This window comes from Mesorhizobium sp. M0292 (genome assembly GCF_040321695.1).
Classification (GTDB): domain Bacteria; phylum Pseudomonadota; class Alphaproteobacteria; order Rhizobiales; family Rhizobiaceae; genus Mesorhizobium.
This window is the reverse complement of the sequence record NZ_JAMYSB010000014.1, coordinates 44,480-64,710: the sequence shown is the minus strand read 5'-3', so window position 1 is coordinate 64,710 and position 20,231 is coordinate 44,480. Positions and strand designations below refer to the sequence as shown.

Here is a 20,231-nt window from a genome sequence, read left to right as displayed (position 1 = left end):
CCAACATTGCAGGCGTTCCTGAGGCGAAGGCTGGCGATCGCAGCCGGAATAGCAGGCGTCAAACATAAGCCGGGAAAGTGACGCGGCGCACTTGGGTCAAGGCTTGCTTTGGTCGAACCATGTCAGTTTTCCGAAAGATGATCTCTCGCCGCGACTGCAGAGCCTGTCGGCCCCGGGTCTCAACTCGTCCGGGGACGGAGCTCACATAACATTCCAACCACCGGTTAGCGGTTGCAGGAACGAGACGATCCCTGATACCTTCCTAGATCACGGAATCGTCGAAGCGGCCCCGTGACTACTGGCGCAGATAGATCGTTGGCGGTGCTAGAGGCCTATCCTATGAGCCATCGGACGTTCGGGGGATGGCGGGATGAAGTGCTAAACATCGAAATCGGTAATGAATTTTCGGCGTCCGGCACCGCGAAGGTAATCAACCTGGATGCCGCTGCGAACACTGCACCCACTGAGGAAGTGATCGAAGCAGTTATCGCCGCGCTCCGCAGCGGCGCGGCCAATCCGGCGAGCGCCCATGAGCTCGGAGACCGTTCCCGCGCGATCCTCGCGCGCGCGCGCGACAGTGTGCTGTCCCTGATAACCGGTGCGGAGGAGGAGAGCGTGACCTTCACGTCCGGCTGCACCGAGGCTAACAACACCGTCTTTGCGGGCGTTGCAGCGACTACAGTCATCACCAGCACCGTCGAGCACCCGTCGGTGCTCCGCGCGGCCGAGCGCTCCTCGTCGATCGGAGCGACCCTCCATTACCTTCCAGTCGATCGTGCGGGTATCGTAGACCTGGACCGACTTGAAACCTTGGTCAGTGGGGCACAGGGGCCGCTTCTTGTTTCGATCCAATACGCGAATAGTGAGACCGGCGTCATCCAGCCGATCAAGGAAATCGCTGCGTTGCTGGCGACACGTCCAATGACCACGTTCCACTCAGATGCCGCGCAGGCATTCGGAAAGCTGGCCATTGATCTTTCTCCGGGCGTCGGTCCAGAGTTGGTAACAGTTTCCGGGCACAAGCTGCATGCGCCCATGGGGATAGGTGCAATCGTGGCGGCATCGCGAGGCGTGTCGCTCGTACCCCTGCTAGTCGGGGGCGATCAGGAAGGCGCGCTCAGAGCCGGCACCGAGGCCGTTCCCCTGATCGCCGGTTTCGGGGCAGCGTGCAACAAGCGCGCTGATGAGCTGGGCAAATCCGTAGACCAAATGAAGGCGCTGCGCGATCGACTGGAAGCCACACTTCGCGCCGCGATCTCTGATGTAAGGCTTGGAGCCGCTGCGGAACGCCTGCCCAACATCTCCAGCGTGAGGTTTCCTGGGATTGACGGGATGTCACTGATCGCACAGCTGGACAGTCGCGGCGTCGCGGCGTCGCAGGGTTCGGCATGTGCCAGCCGGCGGCCAGAACCCTCGCACGTGCTGATCGCGATGGGTTTGGCAGAGCGCGAGGCGTTTGAGACAGTCCGCTTCTCGCTCTCCATGCTGAATACAGAGACAGAGATCGACGAGGCGGTATCGATCATTGCCGGTTCGGTCGAACACCTGAGGAGCGTCGCGTGGACACGAGCTTGATGCGCTTCTCTTATGGCGGGCACGTCACGTTCCCCGTGCGTTACGGCTGGCTGCCAAAAGGCTTGTCGCGCATGCGTCAGGATGGAGCTTTCCATCCCAGTACAGACGTTGGGGACGATCTCGGTCTTGGCTCAAAGATGGTCGAGTCGCTAGGCTTCTGGCTCAAGGCTACCGGCTTGGCGCGCGATGCCGAGGGCGAGGCCCGGACCGGGCGCGTGCCGTCAGAGATCGCGGATCTCGTAATCGCCCATGATCCCTATTGTGAGCTGCCAGGCACATGGTGGTTCCTTCATCTCGCTCTTGCGACGCGCGAGGGCACGATCTGGTCTTGGTTCTTTAACGACTATTCCGAGCGCATATTCGATCGCGCGGCCTGCGTCGAAGGTTTTCTCCAGTTTACCCGCACCAGGGCGATGCGACCAGCAAGCGAGGCAATGGCGATCAAGGACGTGGCCTGCCTGCTGAGCGCCTATGGCGCGCGACCGGGGGTTGATGTCGTTGATCCCGACGATGTCGGGGCATGTCCGTTCCGTGAACTGGGTCTCATCATTCGTCATGAGCTCGTGCGGCGCTACGAGCGCACTCGGACACCAGTCGGCCTGCCGGCAGAGGCCTTCCTCGCCTGCTCGTCCCTACTGGCCAAGGAAACCGGCAAAGATGCAATCTCCCTGCGGGAACTTGCGACGCTCCGCTTCGGACCAGGCCGCGTTTTCTGCGCCGGACTTGACGCCGTCGACGAGATGGTCGGCAAGGCAGCCAGTGCCATGTGGACAAAGGGAGTCGTCGTCGAGACGCTCGCTGGAGAGCGGTATCTGCGCGCCACGATAAGGCCGATCGAGCAGTGGCTCCGCGATTACTACTTTCGCCTTGAGGCGGGAGCATGATTGGCGCTGACTTCTTCCGCTCGCTCAGTCTTATCGAGGATCTGGAGCATCCTGACCGGTTCGGGCACTATCGTCCGACCCGCCGTGCGCTTCCCATCATCACCGCGGTAGCCGAACGCGGTTCCACCACGATGGTCATCGCGCCGTATGGTAGCGGGAAGAGCCTGGCTGCGGGTGTCGCGGCGTTGGCGGTCCGCAACTCGGCTGACGATCGCCGCGCGCTCGCCGCCGTTTTGGAGCGCACCGATCAAGTCGATCCTACAGTCGGGGGGGCGTTGCGCCACCGCATCTCGACGTCTGTTCAGGGACGCGTCATCGTCCTGTCGGGGATGGTCGACGATCCGATCGCCGCGCTCGCGGAGGCGTTTGGAATGGCTCAGGCGCCAAAGAGCTTCGATGGGTTCGGCAAAGCGATGCGCGACGGAGGGTGGAATCACGTCGCGATCATATGGGATGAGTTCGGCCGACATCTCGAAGGGCTGGTGGCTGATGGGAGGTCGGGCGAACTAGACGTCGTCCAGCGTCTCGCTGAACGCGTGGCGCGTGCATCTGGCCCCACTATGAGCCTCACGCTGCTCCTCCACCAGAACCTCCTCGCATATGCCACACGCCTGAACGAGACCTCGCGTACCGAGTGGCGCAAGATAGAAGGGAGGTTCCGACCTTTTCGGATGATCGAGGACAGCCAGGAGTTTTACCGACTTATCGCCGACGTCGTCTCGGAGATGCGTCCGCCGAAGATAGCAGACATCATGGCTCCCGTTACTGAGGCCCTTGCTGACGAGGTAGTCAGGTGGAAGTGGCTCGACGGCATCGAGGATGCAGGCAAGGTGCGTGCGATACTTGACGACGTCAGGCCGTTATCAGCCGGAGCGTTGCAGGTGCTGCCAACGCTGGTCGCCCGTGTGGGGCAAAATGAACGCAGCCTATTCTCCTTCCTGCGTGAGATCGATCTAACGCGCAAGGTCGACATTGAGGCGGTGTACACGGCGTTCTCGGACGCCATGCGGACCGACGTGGGCATCGGCGGTACCTATCGGCGCTGGATCGAAACCGAGAGCGCGCGATCGAGGGCGGACACCGCGCTCCAGCGGATGCTCCTCGCGGCTGCCTGCCTTCTGCAGTTGGGAACCAGTGGCGTACGACAGCGCCTTCCACGCGACGTTCTCCAGCTAGCGGTGGCCGAGACAGAACTACCCACCGCAGAGGTCGCGGTCGCGGTCGACGAGCTGCTTAATGCCAAGTTACTGCTCTGGCGCCGGCACACAGACGACGTGGCGGTCTGGCACGGCGCCGACGTCGACGTTGCGATCCGCGTACGCGAGGAACGGGAACGGCGCTCGAGCGCGTTCGATCTCCGGTCCTTCCTAGAAGACCGTTTTCCCGCGCCTCATCTTCGTGCACCGAGACATAACGCCGAATTCGGCGTGAACCGCTTTCTGATCGGACGCTACGCCTCAGTCGACGAACTAGCGGGGCTGCTTGAAGACGGTGATCGCGCCGAGAACACAATCATTTACGTGCTTGCGGAGGACAAGGCCGACATCGCGGCCGCGCAGAAGCTGGCGAAGAAGTCCAATATGCAGGCGATCATCGTGGTTCCCGACAGGCCGCTCGCCGCAGAAAGTGCCGCGATAGAGTTGACATCGATCGAGGCACTTCGCGCCGACAAGGAATTTGTGGCTTCGGATCCGATGGTGACGACAGAGATCGACGAACTCCAGTCGGTCGCATTCGAGGAGCTGGCGACCCTTCTACGGGGACTGCTGGATCCCCGCGCCACCGCTGCGAGCTGGTATGCCCTGGGTCAGCGCCTGGACATTTCGCCGGAACGGCCAGGCTCTATGGCGGCGTCGCGCCTTTTGAGTCAATGGTTCCACAAGACACCGACAATTGCGAACGAGCAGCTGATGCGCAGCACTGCGTCGCGCACGATGCAGACGGCGCGTGTTCGCGTCGTCGGGTCGATCCTCGAACGCTCCGATCGAGTGCGGTTGGGCTATGAGGAAGGCGATCGTAGCGCGGAAGGGTCGATATACCGCACTGTCATCGAGAACACAGGGCTTCGACCCGCAGGATCAACGTGCTTCGCTGATCCCGACGCAATCACTGATCCAGGCCTACAGGAAGTATGGTTACGCATCGCCGACTTCTTCCGGGTGCCAACCGGACGCAACAGCGGCCAGTATCGGAATCTGCACACGTTCGTGTCGACCTTGGCATCGGCACCGATGGGCGTTCCCCTGGCCGTCATTCCGGTACTGATGGCTGCAGGCTTCAAGCACTTCTCCCGCGCGGTGGCGCTCTACGACAACGGCCAATACGTCGCCGATACGCTAGGCTTCCAGTTCGACAACATGGTGTCAAATCCGAACGGGTTTTGCGTGCAGGTCCTAGACCCCACGCCGGAACTTAGTGAGTACCTCGCCGAGATCGCCTATATCTTCGCGCACGAGCGGCCAACGGCGAGCGACGAACTCGTCCGCTTCGCCTATGATGCATTGATGCGTTGGCTCCTCACCGTTCCCGACGGGTCAAGACGCTCGCAAAAGCTAGGGATATATTCGAAAGGGTTGCTGCGGACAGTCGGAAGCACCTCTGACCCCGTGAAGCTCCTATTAGAATCCCTGCCCGGAGCGCTTGGTGCCAAGCAGGCCTCCCCGACGTTGATCGCGAAGCTTGAGATCGCGAGGAATGAGATCGATCATCTTCGCGACGAATTCGCGCAGGAAGCTGTCGAGGTGATCGCGGAAAGCTTTCGATCCACGTATCTCGGCATGGATCCACTGGAGGCAGTGACAGCATGGGCGGGTTGCTTCGACGCCGGATCGCTCGACCGTCGCGACGACCTCCGCATCGTCGACCGAGCTGTGCTAAGGAAGGCCGTCGAGGCAGTCAATGGCCGCTTCTCACCCAAGTCGCTCGCGAACGCTCTTAGTTCCATTCTCCTCCAGCGCAGTTTAGACAAGTGGGACGATCGCACTTCGGCGCAGTTCAGGTCGGCCCTGCGCGACGCACGGGAGCGGATCGAGGCGGCCGCTCTTGATACCGAGACCCCCACGGCCGCGCTGAGGCCAATCGTACGGGCCCGAGTGGAAGAACTCACTCGAATGCTTGTTAAAATCGACGAGACCGAAGACAGTCAGATTCGCAGCCTACAGGCCGCGGGGGGAAAAAGATGAGCTTACTAGCCACCAACGTCGACGACGCGGTGAAAGACACCGAGGCGCGACACATCGTGCCTGTCTCTGGCGGCAAGGACTCGTCCGCGCTTGCGGTATACCTTAAGCAACGAAACCCTGAGGTGAATTTCGAATACGTATTCTCCGACACCGGCGTCGAGCTTCCCGAGACTATCAGCTATCTCGACCGACTTGAGAACATCCTCGGCGTCAGGATACATCGCGTCTCAGCGATGGAGATGTTCGACGTGGCGGAGAAGCCAGGGCGCACGGCATTCGATGTGGCGCTGTTTGAACACTTCGCAGGTTTCCTTCCCAGCCCACGCGCCAGGTGGTGCACGCGGATAATGAAGATCGCCCCATTTGAGCGCTTCATCGGCGGCGATAGGGCGTACTCCTACATCGGCATCCGCGCGGACGAGAACCGAGCTGGCTACCTCGGGACCGGCACGGCCGGCAGTAAACCCGTCGTAATCTCGGAAAAGCCTAATATCACGCCCGTGTATCCGTACCGCGACGACGCGATCGACATCGCGGAGGTCGGACGGATCCTCGACAGTGCGGGCCTAGGCCTGCCGGATTACTACAAGTGGCGCAGCCGTTCGGGCTGCTACTTTTGTTTCTACCAGCAGATCGGCGAGTGGCAGGGGCTCAAGGAGCGCCACCCGGAACTATACGAGAAGGCGAAAGCGTACGAGACGATGAAGAAGGGCCGCAAGTATACTTGGGTCGACGGCCGCTCGCTGGATGACGTGGAGAACATGCCACGCCGGGCAGTCCGGTCGAAGGCTGAGGACGGCTGTGCCGTCTGCCATCTCTGATGAACGCGCAGGTCCCTAACAGGCTGGTAGACTTCCTTGCGACATACGGACCCGTGGCCACGTCCGACACCCTGTGCGACGAGAACGTGCGGCTGGCCGAGGGCGAGTACGGCATCGCCAGCATCAGCACGCAGGCTCCCCGCCTTCAAGACATCGCTGCGGAGCTTGCCGGCGACGGTGCAAGGAACGTCATCCTCACAGGAACGGCCGGGGACGGGAAGACCTACCACATTCGGCGATACCTCGAGGACCACTACCCAGCCGCGCTGACTGGCTGGCCTGGAGCTGAGGGGGTGCTTCGGATCACGACGCCTGAAGGCAGGGAACTCCGCGTCATCCGCGACCTGAGCGAGATATCGGATAGCGAGAAGGTTGCCGAGCTCGCGAGCTTCGCTGGCTCCCTTCTCGGAGAAGCCGACGAGCGCCTGTATCTAGTGGCCGCGAACGACGGGCAGTTGCTGAAGTACTTCCGCGACGCCGCGCGGGCCGGTGGGCCCGAGGCAGGACGCTATCGCATGCTGCATGAACACATAACCGAAATGCTGCGGGCGGAGAGCGAGACCGCCAGTGGCGTATCGCTGCGGCTCATGAACCTCAGCAGGACGTGGAGCAGCGCGACCGTAGACGCCATCTTCGACGCCGTCCTAGACCATCCCGACTGGGATAGCACCTGCTCCGGATGTGCAGTCGCTACGGGCAACAACCCCTGTCCCATTCAGCTTAACCGATCGCTGCTGATGGCTTCCAAAGGGGTGCCGTCCTCGTTCCGCCGCAGGCTACGCGAGTCCCTCCGTTTAGCTGCGGCCAACGATCAGCATGTGCCGATTCGGCAGTTGCTGACTCTCGTCGTGAACATCATCCTCGGCGACGCGAAGAACGCCGATCGCCCACTGCTAGACTGCGCTACCGCAAAAAAGCGCGCTGCAGCGTGTGACTATGGCAGCACCAACCCATACAACAACGCGATGGGTCGCAACCTGCGGGATGACCGGCGCCGTGCGAACCGCGTGTTTGGAATCTTCGAGGTCCTCGGCGTCGGGTTTGAGACCAACAACCTGGTGGACGCGATGCTCGTCCAGCGCGAGCCTAAGCAGCTCTACGCTACCCTATTCGGGCAGGAGCCGACGTACGGCTCGAACCTGTTCGACCCTCTTCGGCGAGAGTATCTCGGTGGGGGTGGTGGCGATGTGGCGATCCGAAACTTCCGCCGCGGCCTCGAGGCGCAGCGCCGACGTGCGTTCTTCTTGTTTCCCGACCACTCGAACTTCGAGGCGGCGACACCTTGGCGGCTCACGATCTTCCATCATGGTGGAGAGTATCTTGGGCTGCTGGACGCCCTTGAGGCCAATGCAGGACGGGACATCACCGACGTGTTCACCCGTCACCTGGTGCGTGGGCTCAACCGAGCGCTCACGGGCATGATGGCGTCGGACGACAACCACCTTTGGCTGTCCGGCACGATCGGCAAGACGGACGATCCGTCCGGGCGCGTCGCGACGGTCGAGGCGGTCGACCGCACCTCCTCCACCAACCTCTCGGTCAAGCTGTCACGCGATCCAGTCACCTTAAGGCCTTCCCTCGGCGTCGCTGTCCCCAAGCTCTGGGAGCAGTCGAAGATGCCGCAGCTGGATCTGCGACCCCTTCTGTTCGAGTACTTGATGCGCGTGGCGAACGGCAGCTTGCCCGCGAGCTTCTCCCGGCAATGTCATCAGGAGATACGCCACTACGCGCTGGTGGCTACCGCTGCTATCCGCGCGATGCATGTCGAAGACGAACCCAGCCCAGAGGTCGTGCGCATGCTGTCGCTCGGTTCCCAGGGCGAAGTTCAGGCCAACAGAATCGAAATCTGATGACAACTCGGAATCAGCTCCTGCAGCTCGCCGAAGGCGCCGTTCGGGTGCCTGAGACCCAGAACCTCTCCAGCGTGAAGCTATGGTGCGAGTACGCGATCTGGGGCCTGCTGTTCTATGATGACCAATCGCCCTGGCTCACGGTGGTCGAGGCGCTGCATATCTGCTTCCACCGCAAGGGACAGGGTGACCCCGTGTTTACGGCCGTAGCTTCTGTTACGTCGGCAGAGCACGAGGCCATCACCTACAGACTCCGGCTTAACAACGAGCTTAGGCACATGCTGTTCCGCGATCGCGAGGTGATCCGCATCGCCAACGGCCAGTCGGTCGATGAGAAGGCGCGCTGGCATGGATGGCTAGAGACAGTCAGCCGAGACTATACAGGCCTCGAGCTCGGGTATCTTCAGGATGAGTTTGACACGTTTGGCGAGATGGCGCGGTCGGTCGAGCTCCTGCGTACCGCTGAGATTGAGGCCCAGTCGGCGAAGCGGTGGACGTCACGGCACATCCTACCGCTCGGCCCCGACATGCTGTTCGCGGACGTCAACGACAAGAATTCGCTTGACCGTAAGTTTATGCGGCGCACCGGCGAGATGTTGTACTTGATGCTTAACCGCGCATCGCTGCGAGACGAGCTCGGCCGTCTGATCGAGACGCGCCTGCTCAACTCTGGAAGCCCCTGGAACCGACTGGCGCGCCGTATCGGAGGACCGACCACGGCCTCGGTTGGGGACACGCACATCGGATATCTTCCGATGTCCAGCGCCTCAAGCTACGACCGTCTTGCTCAGGATTGGATCGCCCTGCTGTCGCTGCGGAACATCCCGGTCGAGAGCCTGCTCGATCCGCTGGAGCGCGTTAGCGGGCTGATGCAGATCCTCTACATCCTGGAACGCGCCCAGGAGACCATCGGCGACAACGTCCCGGTACCGCCGTTTTTCCTTGACCTTCTCGGGGCGCCCGGCAACAACCCCATACGCAAGCTTTCCGCCAACCAGTTCAAGCGCCATCGGTCGATGCAGATCGAGGCGATCGGCGCATTCATCGACGCCTTTGCGGATTCCGATCACTGGAGCGCCGTCCTGGCCAGTGCGGCTGGCGGGAAGGAAGCGATGGACCTCCTCGCCACGCGCTTCCGGTGGAAGCCTAGCCGATCACCCAATCCGGACTGGATGCCGCCGCCCGAGGAACAGCTCGCGGAGCTGCGCACACAGGCACAGAACAGCAAGGGGCATTCGATCACCTCCACCTTCTCGAACCACGCGAAGCACATCGGGATGCTAAGGGCGCAACGCAGCTCGGGCACTTGGTATGCGCCTAGCGACGCGTTTCTCGAGGCACTGGTGCTGGCCAACATCACGACACCGATGGAGTTCGGCGACTTTCTCCACCGCTTGATGACGAGATATAATATTGTCGTCGGCCCGGAAGAGGTGCGCATAGCCTTCAACGTGAAGACAAGCGCCCTTCCAGCGCCGCTTGCAGATTTGAAGGAAAACGAGCGACGGCTCGAGGACCGGCTCCGCGTGCTCGGCTTTCTTGATCGGAAGTCCGACGACTGCGCCTTCGTCATTAACCCATTCCACAACGCCACGACGACCAGCGGAGCAGCACAACTTGTCTACGCTTGAACTGATCGGGCAGGTCGCGGCACGCCGTCTCTCCGAGGTGCGGGATTCGTCGAACGGCAGGGCGTTCTACTGCATCATCGGAATGGACGCCGCGATTACGAGCGCCATCGCGAAGAGCGTAGCGAAGGACGCCGCCGCGCACGGTGGTGGGGTCGAGGTCTTCGTCCATCCTCAACTCGCGGTCGGCGACATATCCCCTGCGATCGTCTCCGACCAGACAGCGCCGTGGCACCGGAACCATGCCACCCCGGGAATTAAGCTCACCGTTTGCACCGTTCCGCCGGATATGGTGAAGGCGACCGAGCCGACGCTCGCGCACAACTCGAAGATCGATGAGGCGTGGCTCCTGCAGAATTCTGCGATCTGGTCGGCGGAGGCTCTGAAGCATAGTTCTGACGAAATCCGTAATAAGTTCACCAACGTGCTGGACGGCGTGCTCGGCGCGTTCGTCGCACACGACGCAGAAACCATCGGCAACTTCGTGTCCAGCGTCGTCTTCTACTTAATTGACAAGGGCCTCGCGCCCGAGAACGCCGTCCGCGCAGCGCTACCCGCACTGCGGCTTCCGCGCGACAGTGGCGATCCGCGTATGAAGATTACGGAATCTCCAGAGACTGCAGCGCGCTTTTTCCGCAAGATTGTCGAAGATGCGCAGCCGGCGATTTACCTGCGCGCGAAGGACGGCGATCCGCTCAACAGGGGCGAGCTGCGCCAGCGCCTGGCGGACATGAAGAGCGATGGTAGCCTCAACGACGATTTGCACGACAAGCTGCAGGCACTCGTCGCAGATCGAGGCGTCCATGACGGTCAGTGGACCCCGAGCCAGCAAGCGGTTTCCGAACTCGGATGGGATCGCATTGAGCCATTCTTCAGCGACGCAAAGCGCAAGCCGAAGCAATCGTTCGGTGGCGAGACGAAGTCGTTCTTTGATCGTCAGTATCCGGGGACCCTGAAGGCAGCGGAGGACGAGCTGCTCGCGGATCTCGCGAAGGAAAATCTCAAGCCTTCCGAGTTGGTGGATGACTTCTTCGCTAGGCATCGTCCACGGCTTCAAACGGATCCGAAGCTCTACAAACGGTGGGAGCGAATGGTTTTCCGCGCTCCGATCGAGACGAGAGACCTCGGGGAAGGTATGCTGCGCCTCGCGCATCGCGCCTTCCCTGAGACGGATGACGCCGATGGTGACGATGTCACACGCGTCTTGTTCATCAGACTCCGGAACGCGGAGAAGATGGACTTCTGGGCATCGGAAAAGAACACGCGCATTCTGCGCTATCTGCGAGACCGCTACCGCGGGCTCCTCCAACTGCTCGCACCGCACACCGTCCTCGACTTCGGGCGATGCTGGGAGGACGGCTGGGAGCAGAACGTCGCAGAGGAGAACACGAGTAGTGGAAAGGCTGCGACCGAGCTCGAGTTCGAAGCCTTCTTCGTCACCCCCGTAGAGCTTGAGGCCGTCCTGAAGGACAGATCGAGCAAGCCGCACGCCAATCGCGCGCAGATGATCTGGAAGCCGCATGCCGAGGCGCTCGGCCTCTCGCTCTCGATCGACCTGCGTCAGATCCGCCAGCAAGACGCAGCGCAGCCGACCCATCTGATCTCCGGGCGCATCCACCAGAACCGGGCAAGCCGCAGCGCAGCGCCAAGCACAGTGGACCTCGCGCAGCGAAGTTCCGTATCGGACGCGTTTCAACAGAGTGAAGGCCTGCTCGCAAACCCCGGGCGCGAGGAGAACCGGATCGACGTCACCTGGCCTAGGTCACTCGCTTCCATCGTCGATCAGGGTGTAATCACCCCAGATCAAGGGCAGGAACTTCGTTCCGCATACGACGCGTTCGTGGCATCCTACGGCGCCGCGCTGGATGCATTACTGCGTGGCACCGGCATCGGGGCCGACGAGATACTGCTCCAAGCCGAACTCTATGGCGACCTGCTACGAAGCGTCATGACCATCGCGCCGCAGGAGCTATGCATCCGGGACCTTCTCTCGCCGCTGGTGAGCATCGGGCTCATCACCGTCGAGGGCGAGACGCCATCGGCCATCCTGACTGCCTGGCACCCGCTGCGGCTCGCTGAGATTGGCGCCAAGGCCCGCCAGCTGGCAGACGCTATGACCGCAGTCGTTATGAGCGATCCCAAACAGCGGAGCGGGATTGAGGATTTCGTCGGTGACCGGATCGCAACGCTCGGCCGCACATACTATGGCGACATTGCCTTGTTGCCCGGCCTCGATGCTCAGCTTATCGCCGAGACCCAGACGATCATGGGCTATAGTTTGCTGGAGCCGATCTCTGGCGGCACGCAGCACGGTGTTACCAACGAACCTGCAGATGCGGCTATCGCGGCGTTCGACCGCGTTGCCGACGAATACCTCAAGCTTCGCCCACATGAGCGCGCAAACTTCTCGGTGGTGATTCTCAACGCCGATTCCGAGAACCTTCCGCTCGCCATGGCCAACGGGCTGTCGAGGCGCGTCGAGGACGATAGCGAGATCAGATGCGAACTCGTGGTAACTGATGACGACCCCATTAGACTGCGCCAGGTTTACGAGCGGCAGAACCGCCGCATAAGCCACGAGATCGACACCAGCCTCGCCAGCGAGGCAGCCCGTAACTTTCTGTCGCGCCTGCGCGTGGGAATCTTTAGCCCCGAGACGCTCGCGCAGGAAAGCCAGAAGGCGAACGACGTCGTCGTACTGCAGGACGTGATCGCGCGGAGCAGCAAGGTGCGCTGGACGAAGGGGTTCGACGACGGCACCAATGAGGAAATCGCCACCTTCGTCCCGACGGCTCGCTCGAAGCGGCGTCCGTTTCGGAAAGGGAACACTACTTCCGCATTGTACCTCACCGCGCCGAGGCAGCCACTCGCTGGCCGGATATACGTCGACGCGCTACGCACAATCATGATGCGGGACGTGGCGACCAACCTGGAACCCTGGCTGCCCGTCCAGGAAGTCGAGTTCAAGGCGGGAGAGGTCAGCCAGATCCTTGCTAAGGCCCACAAGCTGGGCAACTGGGTGATGACCTTCGACCGCGTCGCGGATCGGCGACTGATCGCCACCGACGAACGCCGCATCATCCGCTACTTCAGCGTGCCGGGATCGACGCACAACGTCATCGTGTCGACCGAGATCACCGAGCGCGAACTCGGCGACTGCATCGACACGGACGTCGGCGTCCTGCTCCAAGGGCTGGACTCAGACACGTTGTCGGCTCTTCGCCACGAGCTGTTCACACGCGCGGCACAGCTCTCGGGCGGTGTGGTGATGCGTGGCGCGCAGTGGGCTAACTACGCGCACGAACTCCTCGGCCTCGTGCTCTCCCAGCGCGAGCTCGACCGCCTGCTCCGCGTGGATCGCGAGAACAGGACCGCGTGGTTCTTCCTTGACGACTACCGGGAGTGGCTGGATTTGACTGGCGAGATGGCCGACATCCTCGCAATCGACTTAGCCGTCGGTGCGAATGGACCAGAGATTCGCGTTGTGGTTGCCGAGGCCAAGTATGTCGGCCAGGACGGCATCTCCGACCACCGGAAGCGTTCGGCCAGCCAGCTCGAAGCGACGTGGACGGCGCTCAACCATCGCCTGCTCGGCGGTTCCGCCAATCTAGATCCCGCCATATGGCGGCACCGGCTCGCGGACATGGTCCTTGAGCATATGGAACCGTTCGACCAGGTCGGCGGGATCGGACAGGACCGATGGCTTGAGGGGTTGCGAGAGGGCACGTTCCCTATCTCAGTCGACGGGTATTCGATGGTGTTCAGCCACGAGCTCGACACCGTCTTCGAGACGATGCCCCATCTACCCGACGAGGCGAAAATGATTGCGGAACGCCGACGTCTAGCTCAGTGGGTGTTCTCCAGAGCAGAGACGGCTGAGGCTCTTCGGGGCCTCGCGAACGACACGCTGCCCGCAATGATTCACGTACCTGCCGGCTGGCCTCAGCCGAACGCGGGAGCCGAAGCTGGCGAATCGAAGGTGGCTTCGACGCCGCAAGGTAACTCGAGCCATGGTAGAAATAGGCCGTCGGGCGATGCACCGCCGCCACCAACGCCCGAACCTGAACCAAACAAGCCTTCGCCGACGAGCGATGCAGCAACCGCCGGGTCGGACGATGTCAAAGTCGCGGACGAGCCGCGCGCCGCTGCTGGCCCCTGGAGCCTGCAGATCATGAAAGTCCTTGACCGTCTGCGCAACACTGGCGACGAGGCGGAAGGCCGCACTTGGCTGACCGGGCAGATCGACGCGCTGCGGGCGGCACTGCAGGCTGAGGGTATGGACGCACCAGTCATGGGTCAGCGGCTCACTCCTAATACCGGCCTTGTGTACGTGGGTGGCCGTACCCTGACGGTGGCCTGGCTTGAGCGGAAGCGCACAGATCTGCTCACGCGCTACGGCCTCGACATCGTCCGCATATCGCCCATGCCGGGTCAGATCGCCATTGGACTGCGCCGGCCGGCACGCGCGATTCTGCACCTTGCCGATGCTTGGCTTAGGCGCGCGGCGGATCCGGTCGAAGCTCAACGCACCTCGCCGCTGCTCGGTGAGAAGGAGGATGACGGCACACTCTGCTACCTGCCGCTGGCCAGCTCCTATATCGCGCAGGAACGTGCGGCCCCCCACAGCCTAATTTCGGGCACAACCGGGAGCGGCAAGGGTATCCTCGTCACTAACCTGATGCTCGATCTTTGTGCGCTCAACAGCCCGGGCGAGCTGGAGATGCATCTGATCGATCCCAAGCGCGGCGTCGACTACGCTTGGGCCCGTCGCCTGCCGCACCTCAAGGGCGGAATCATCGACGACCAAGAGGAGGCGATGCGGCTGCTCGAACAGCTGGTCGGCGACATGGACCGGCGGTACGACGAGATTAGCCGGGAGAACTGCCGGAACATTGATCAGTACAACCGCAAGATGCCTCCCGGCCGGCGGATGCCCCGCATAGTAATATTCTTCGACGAAGTCGCCAACTGGATGCAGGACGACGATTTCAAGAAGGTGGTCGATGGCCTGATTAACAAAATCGCGACCAAGTCCCGTGCCGCCGGTTTCCATCTCTTCATGGTATATCAGAGGGCCGACAACCACGTCATGACTATGCAACTGAGGACGAACCTTGGCAATAAGATGATCCTACGCCTAGGCGACGAGGGAAGTTCGCGGATCGCCCTTGGCGAGGCAGGTGCTGACCGCTTGCTCGGCAAGGGGCATCTGATCGCCAAGCTCGACACCGACGACAAGATCTATCTGCAGGTTCCGTTTATCGGCGACGACGAGGTTGAGGAGCTGGCTGACGCCGTAATCGCGACGTGGCTGGAGGCGCGCCAGGAAGCGGGGGGGTAGATGGCGCTCGGAAAGTTCGTCCGTGGCGCGCTATACGTCCACCGCGAGGCGATCGACGGTCTGGCGGAAGAAACGCGGGCGAAGGTCGACCAAGCGGTTGCGGCAGCATGTCCGCCACGGTGGAATGTTGCCCGGGTCGAAAGGGATATCGTCGGACTGCTCGAGTATGAGGACTTCGACATCGCCGCATTCCCGTGTCTGATCGCTTCGACGCGCGTGGACCTTGCAACAGGCCGTCACACTCGGACAGACTTCAGCCGATCTAACAATCCGCTGGTGCTCCATCGCAAGGAGCAGTTGCTGATGTCGCACGATCCGCGGGTGGCCCGGTGGACCGAGAGGACTCGGAAACTCGTGGCGAAGGGCATGTTCAAGGACAGCCATGCCATCGGGCGACACAAGGCGTGGACTGAGCGGCTCGCTCAGGCGGGCCTCGCCGTCGTTGGGGATGAGGTAGTGCCCGCATGACCAGCGCGACCGTCCATCGTCATCGCACCGCGATGGTACGGCACACGTTGTCGCAGCCTATGTCCCTCGCCGTGCGGCACGGCCTCATCCGGCCAGGCGTCACGGTGTTCGACTATGGGTGCGGGCAGGGCGACGACCTTCGGGCGCTCGCGGTAGCGGGCGTGGAAGCCACCGGATGGGATCCCCACTTCGCGCCCGGCATAAGCCTGCAGGATGCCGAGATCGTCAACCTCGGCTTCGTCCTGAACGTGATCGAGGATCCGGCCGAGCGGGTGGTCGCCCTCAAAGCGGCGTGGGAGCTCGCTCGCCGTGTATTGCTCGTCTCGGTTCTGATCGTCGGTGCAGCACCGGTGGACGGCCTACGGCGATTTGGGGATGGCTACCTGACCGCCCGCGGCACCTTCCAGAAGTACTTTGAGCAGTCTGAATTCAAGGTGGTTCTGTCCCAAACCGCCGGTGTCGACCCGATCGCCCTGGCGCCTGGCATCTTCGCGCTGTTCCGCTCGCCTGAGGACGAGCAGGACTTCCTGCTAGAACGACGTCGTGGGCGGCGGACATCCACGAGCAAATACCGGACCGACCTTCGAGCAAAAGTGTTAAGCGCCAAACCCGATCTTCCCGATAGGATAGCGAATGCGATCGACGCGATAGCCAAGTTCGCGCTGCAGCGCGGGCGGCTGCCTCATCCCGACGAAGTGCCGTCCGATGTGCATGATCTGCTTGCGGCGGAGCGCGTCTCATTCGCGAGAGCGCAAGACGTCAGCCAGGGTACTCGCATCGACGAGCGGCTGTTCGAACGGGCGGCAGCCGACCGCCGTGAGGACTTGCTGGTCCACCAGGCGCTGAATCTCCTTAACCGCTCACGATCGGCCTCCCGTCTTAGCCCGTCAATGGTGCGGGACATCCGCCATCACTTCGGCAGTCAGCAGCAATTTGCCGAGCAGACGCTCGAATACCTTCATGCTCTTGCGGATCCACAGCGGACCGCAGCCGCCATGCGCCGCGCCGCTGATAACGGCCTCGGGGCGATCGACGAGGATGGTCGCCTGGTTATCGACAGCGGACGCGTCGTTGACCTGGAGGGTGTGCTCAGGTGCTACGTGGGGTGCGCGGTGCACCTTTCGGGTGACATCGACCACGAGCATATCGTCCGACTAGACCCATTGCGCCGTCGCACGACACTCTTTTCTCTCACGGCCAAGCGCCAGCCGTTTCCTGAGACGAGCACGTCGATCATGATCGACCTGAAGCGGCAGGACGTGATAATCCGCGACGACCCCCGCTTGTTGGTCCGCAAAGCGGACGTCTTCGGGATGGCCCCTCTGTCGCGGCAGCGGTCGGCCGAAGCGGATCGGCGCAAATCGGGCGGTTACGACGAAGATCGAGTGCTAGTCCGAATGTGACTTCGGGGCGCCTTACTGTGCAAAGTCGCGCTATTATTATCAAAGTCTGCGACACTTCTCCCACGTGCGCTTAAGCCCCTCGCACACGAGTGTGGTAGAAGCAGGCCTTACGACCAAATATCCTGGGCATTGTCCGTTTCTAACCGGCCGATCTGGAAGGGTCGGCTGCTACTTCTTCGCCGTCACGGCAGGATATGCTCCGAAGTGACGGAACATGGTCTGACGCTGACCATGTAGGATCTGGGTAACGATAGCGGTTGCGACGTTGTAGCCCCCGGCCGAAACCTTAAGGTGACACCCTTACGAGCGAAATCGGTTACGCGTCGTTGGTCCCCGTCCAGCATCGTATCCGTCGCCCTGCTACCCCATGTGTGCCGAAACCCTGCACCGGTCGTTCCAAGGAAACTCCGTGTTTTCCGACAACGGTTCCAGTGCGGAATTATTCTTTCAGACTAGTCTAATTGTTTAGTCCCAAGGTTTGATGGGTTGGATCGAGCCTGAATCGTTCGGGCTCTTTTGTCCAGATTTTGCAGATGTATTCAAAGGGCGTGAGGCCCTTGAGGGTCTTCAGTCGACGGCCGAAATTATAGGCTAAGACGAAATCGGCGAGATGCTGGCGCAGTTGGTCATGGCTCTCGTAGTAGAAGCGTTTGACGGTCGCATCCTTGATCGTGCGGTTCATGCGTTCGACCTGGCCGTTGGTCCATGGGTGCCTTGGCTTTGTCGTTCGGTGGTCGATATCGGCCTTGGCGCAAGTATGTTCGAAGGCGTGCGCCCATATGATTTCTCCCGCCGCCATGGCTTCCTTGATCAGCGGAACGGCCGAGCCGCCGGCACCTGGGGTCGTGATCTGAATGCCGTTGTCGGTAAGCACTGTGTGGATCTTGTAAGGGACAGCATCAAGAAGATGGCGCAGGAAATCGGCGGAGACCGCTGTCGTTGCCTTCTCGTGCAGCTCGACGAAAGCGAACTTCGAGGTCCGATCTATGGCCACGAACATATGCAGCTTGCCCTGCTCGGTTCGGACCTCGGCGACGTCGATATGGAAGTAGCCGATTGGATAGGCCTTGAACTTCTTCCTTGCCGGCTTGTCGCCCTCGACATCCGGCAACCTGCCTATCCCGTGACGCTGCAGGCAGCGATGCAAGGATGACCGCGACAGATGCGGGATCGTCGGTTGGAGAGCATAGAGGCAATCGTCCAGTGGCAGCAGCTATAACGCCGAAAGGCGACGATGACCGCCTCTTCCTCAGTCGATAGCACTGTCGACTTCGGATCTCTGGGGCCAGTCGAAAGATCGGCGGCCGACGTCCGGTTCCTCCACTTCCTAACCGTCTTCTGATTGATGCCGTAGCGCTTCGCCAGCGCCCTCAGGCTCTCTTGACTATGCTGTATCGCTCGACGGATCGCCTCTGTCGTCGTGGCGCTCCCATGAAGAACCTGGCCCATAGCGCATCCTTTGATTCGGACGAAAAGTATGCGCCATCAAAGCCTGGGATCAAACATCTAATGCCCCAGGCCGCCTGCCAGACTTGGTTCAATATCCGCGCAGCAAGTGCGGCTTTGTCTTGCGGCAGAAAACGACCGTAGTGGTGCGCTACCATGTCGGGCGTGTCCTGGATCGCGTAGCTCGCCTGCTCATATGAACCGGTCTGTTTCAGTATGTGGGTCGCCAGAACGTCACGCACATTGTGCGGCCCATGAGGGAGAAGGCCGGCGATCACGCCGCGCTGCGTATATGGATTGTAGATGCCATATCGCTGGATGACCAGGCGCCATGCCTCATAGAACGTATTTCGATCGTACGAAGCGTCCTTGCTGGTTGCCTTCACCGTCTTGATGAAAAAGGTACCGGGGTCCTCCGTCCCTCCAAGCAGCACTTGGCGGTGGCGATCGATATATGCTTCGATGTGCTCGTATAGACCACCCAGGTTCGGCAGGACGAGCCGAAATGGCTTGCTCCCAAAAAAGATGAATTCGCGTTGTTGAATGCTACCGAAGGAATAAGCACCTCCCAGCCCTTTTCACGTTCGCTCCAGCGGAGTTCCCCGCGCTTCATGTCGGCAAGCTGGCGCTCAGAGCGCGGCAACCTCCCGCGTTCACTGACCATCAGTTGACGCAAGTTCTTCTGCCGCAACCCAAGATGCAGTCCGAACCGAAGCATCAGGAACGAGCGGACAGCTTCTGCGGCAGGACGGCGATAAATGCGTTCATCTGGCATGAGCCGGAGGATCTCTTCAGTGATCTTTCGATACTCGCCGACTGGGCTATCGGCCTCTAGCACGGGCATGATTGGTTCAAAAGGATCGCGATGTACACGCGCGACCCGTTGAATCTCCTTCACACGGGAGGTGGCGTGCTTGAAGTAGACCTCGCAGGCGTCCTCCCAGTCTCCACGTGCGCGATCAATATCGGTCTGTGAAACCAGTCCGTTAATAGGGCGGATCCACGACGCCATATGCGGTTGCTGCCTGACCAGCCCGTGTCCTTGCGGGTGAGCGCGAGAGAAATTCGTAGCATGTCCACCTCCCAGGCGGTGTAGAACCCGCGACGTCTCTCGCGCCATTGCACATACCAGTCCCACACAGAAGGGAAGACGAGCAGGCCAAAAGTCAAATGCTGCGTCGGAACGCCATAGCCGCGTACTGGTCCGCGTGGATGCGCGGCCAACGCACCGAACATCAAACCGAGATGCTCAACTTTCTGCGATGCGGTCTCCTCGCCCCAAACACCGTTGCGCTGCAAACCAAACGCAGTAAGCGTCGCCATCTTGAAGCGGATCAAATCCGCCATTTCCATGCCAAGCACAGGCGGCGCGTCTATGACGCCGGACATCAGGTCGGGGTCCGTGAACTGGGCACCATCATCATGCTGTTGCTCCCGCCGAACTCGATAGCCGTCATTTGCAGCATCCGACTGACCATAGGTGATACCGGGGAAACGGATGGCATAACGCTGTTTCAACGCAGCCGCCTGGAATTTCCGGTAATCAGTTGACCCGCTGATAATTACGCGCCGAACCCATTCCAGGATCTCTTCCTGCTCCTCGGAACGACGCGTGTTGAAGGGCGGCGTCAAA

Annotated in this window: 9 protein-coding genes and 2 pseudogenes; 9 read left to right on the top strand and 2 right to left on the bottom strand. The window is 61.4% G+C overall.

Annotation, left to right across the window (positions count from 1 at the left end):
- Positions 1-339: 339 nt before the first annotated feature.
- The 9 genes from NKI96_RS21200 to NKI96_RS21160 are packed head-to-tail and all read left to right on the top strand — an operon-like array spanning position 340 to position 17,152.
- Positions 340-1,575 (top strand): cysteine desulfurase family protein, encoded by a 1,236-nt coding sequence (locus NKI96_RS21200; RefSeq protein ID WP_352805940.1) that lies wholly within the window; start codon positions 340-342, stop codon positions 1,573-1,575.
- The gene (locus NKI96_RS21195) at positions 1,560-2,459 is read left to right on the top strand and encodes a DUF4007 family protein (protein WP_352805937.1); all 900 of its coding nucleotides are present in this window, start codon (positions 1,560-1,562) and stop codon (positions 2,457-2,459) included. The genes NKI96_RS21200 and NKI96_RS21195 overlap by 16 nt, the downstream gene beginning before the upstream one ends.
- On the top strand, positions 2,456-5,641 hold the full coding sequence (locus NKI96_RS21190) for a hypothetical protein (RefSeq protein ID WP_352805935.1): 3,186 nt from the start codon (positions 2,456-2,458) through the stop codon (positions 5,639-5,641). The genes NKI96_RS21195 and NKI96_RS21190 overlap by 4 nt, the downstream gene beginning before the upstream one ends.
- Positions 5,638-6,462 (top strand): phosphoadenosine phosphosulfate reductase family protein, encoded by an 825-nt coding sequence (locus NKI96_RS21185; protein ID WP_352805932.1) that lies wholly within the window; start codon positions 5,638-5,640, stop codon positions 6,460-6,462. Before NKI96_RS21190 ends, NKI96_RS21185 begins: the two co-directional genes overlap by 4 nt.
- Before the next feature lie 53 nt (positions 6,463-6,515).
- A complete protein-coding gene (locus tag NKI96_RS21180; RefSeq protein ID WP_352805930.1) occupies positions 6,516-8,312 on the top strand; it encodes a hypothetical protein in 1,797 nt (598 codons plus the stop codon).
- Positions 8,312-9,943 (top strand): hypothetical protein, encoded by a 1,632-nt coding sequence (locus tag NKI96_RS21175; RefSeq protein ID WP_352805928.1) that lies wholly within the window; start codon positions 8,312-8,314, stop codon positions 9,941-9,943. The genes NKI96_RS21180 and NKI96_RS21175 overlap by 1 nt, the downstream gene beginning before the upstream one ends.
- Entirely contained in the window at positions 9,930-15,281 is a 5,352-nt protein-coding gene (locus NKI96_RS21170; RefSeq protein ID WP_352805925.1) for an FtsK/SpoIIIE domain-containing protein, read from the top strand. Before NKI96_RS21175 ends, NKI96_RS21170 begins: the two co-directional genes overlap by 14 nt.
- Positions 15,282-15,749, top strand: a complete 468-nt coding sequence (locus NKI96_RS21165; protein WP_352805923.1) for a class I SAM-dependent methyltransferase — start codon at positions 15,282-15,284, stop codon at positions 15,747-15,749.
- On the top strand, positions 15,746-17,152 hold the full coding sequence (locus tag NKI96_RS21160) for a DNA phosphorothioation-associated putative methyltransferase (RefSeq protein ID WP_352805921.1): 1,407 nt from the start codon (positions 15,746-15,748) through the stop codon (positions 17,150-17,152). The genes NKI96_RS21165 and NKI96_RS21160 overlap by 4 nt, the downstream gene beginning before the upstream one ends.
- A 457-nt stretch (positions 17,153-17,609) precedes the next feature.
- Here the strand turns inward: NKI96_RS21160 and NKI96_RS21155 are convergent.
- Positions 17,610-18,601, bottom strand: a pseudogene (locus NKI96_RS21155) (IS481 family transposase).
- A gap of 68 nt (positions 18,602-18,669) precedes the next feature.
- A pseudogene (locus tag NKI96_RS21150) lies at positions 18,670-20,224 on the bottom strand (hypothetical protein); the annotation flags it as partial.
- Positions 20,225-20,231 lie beyond the last annotated feature (7 nt).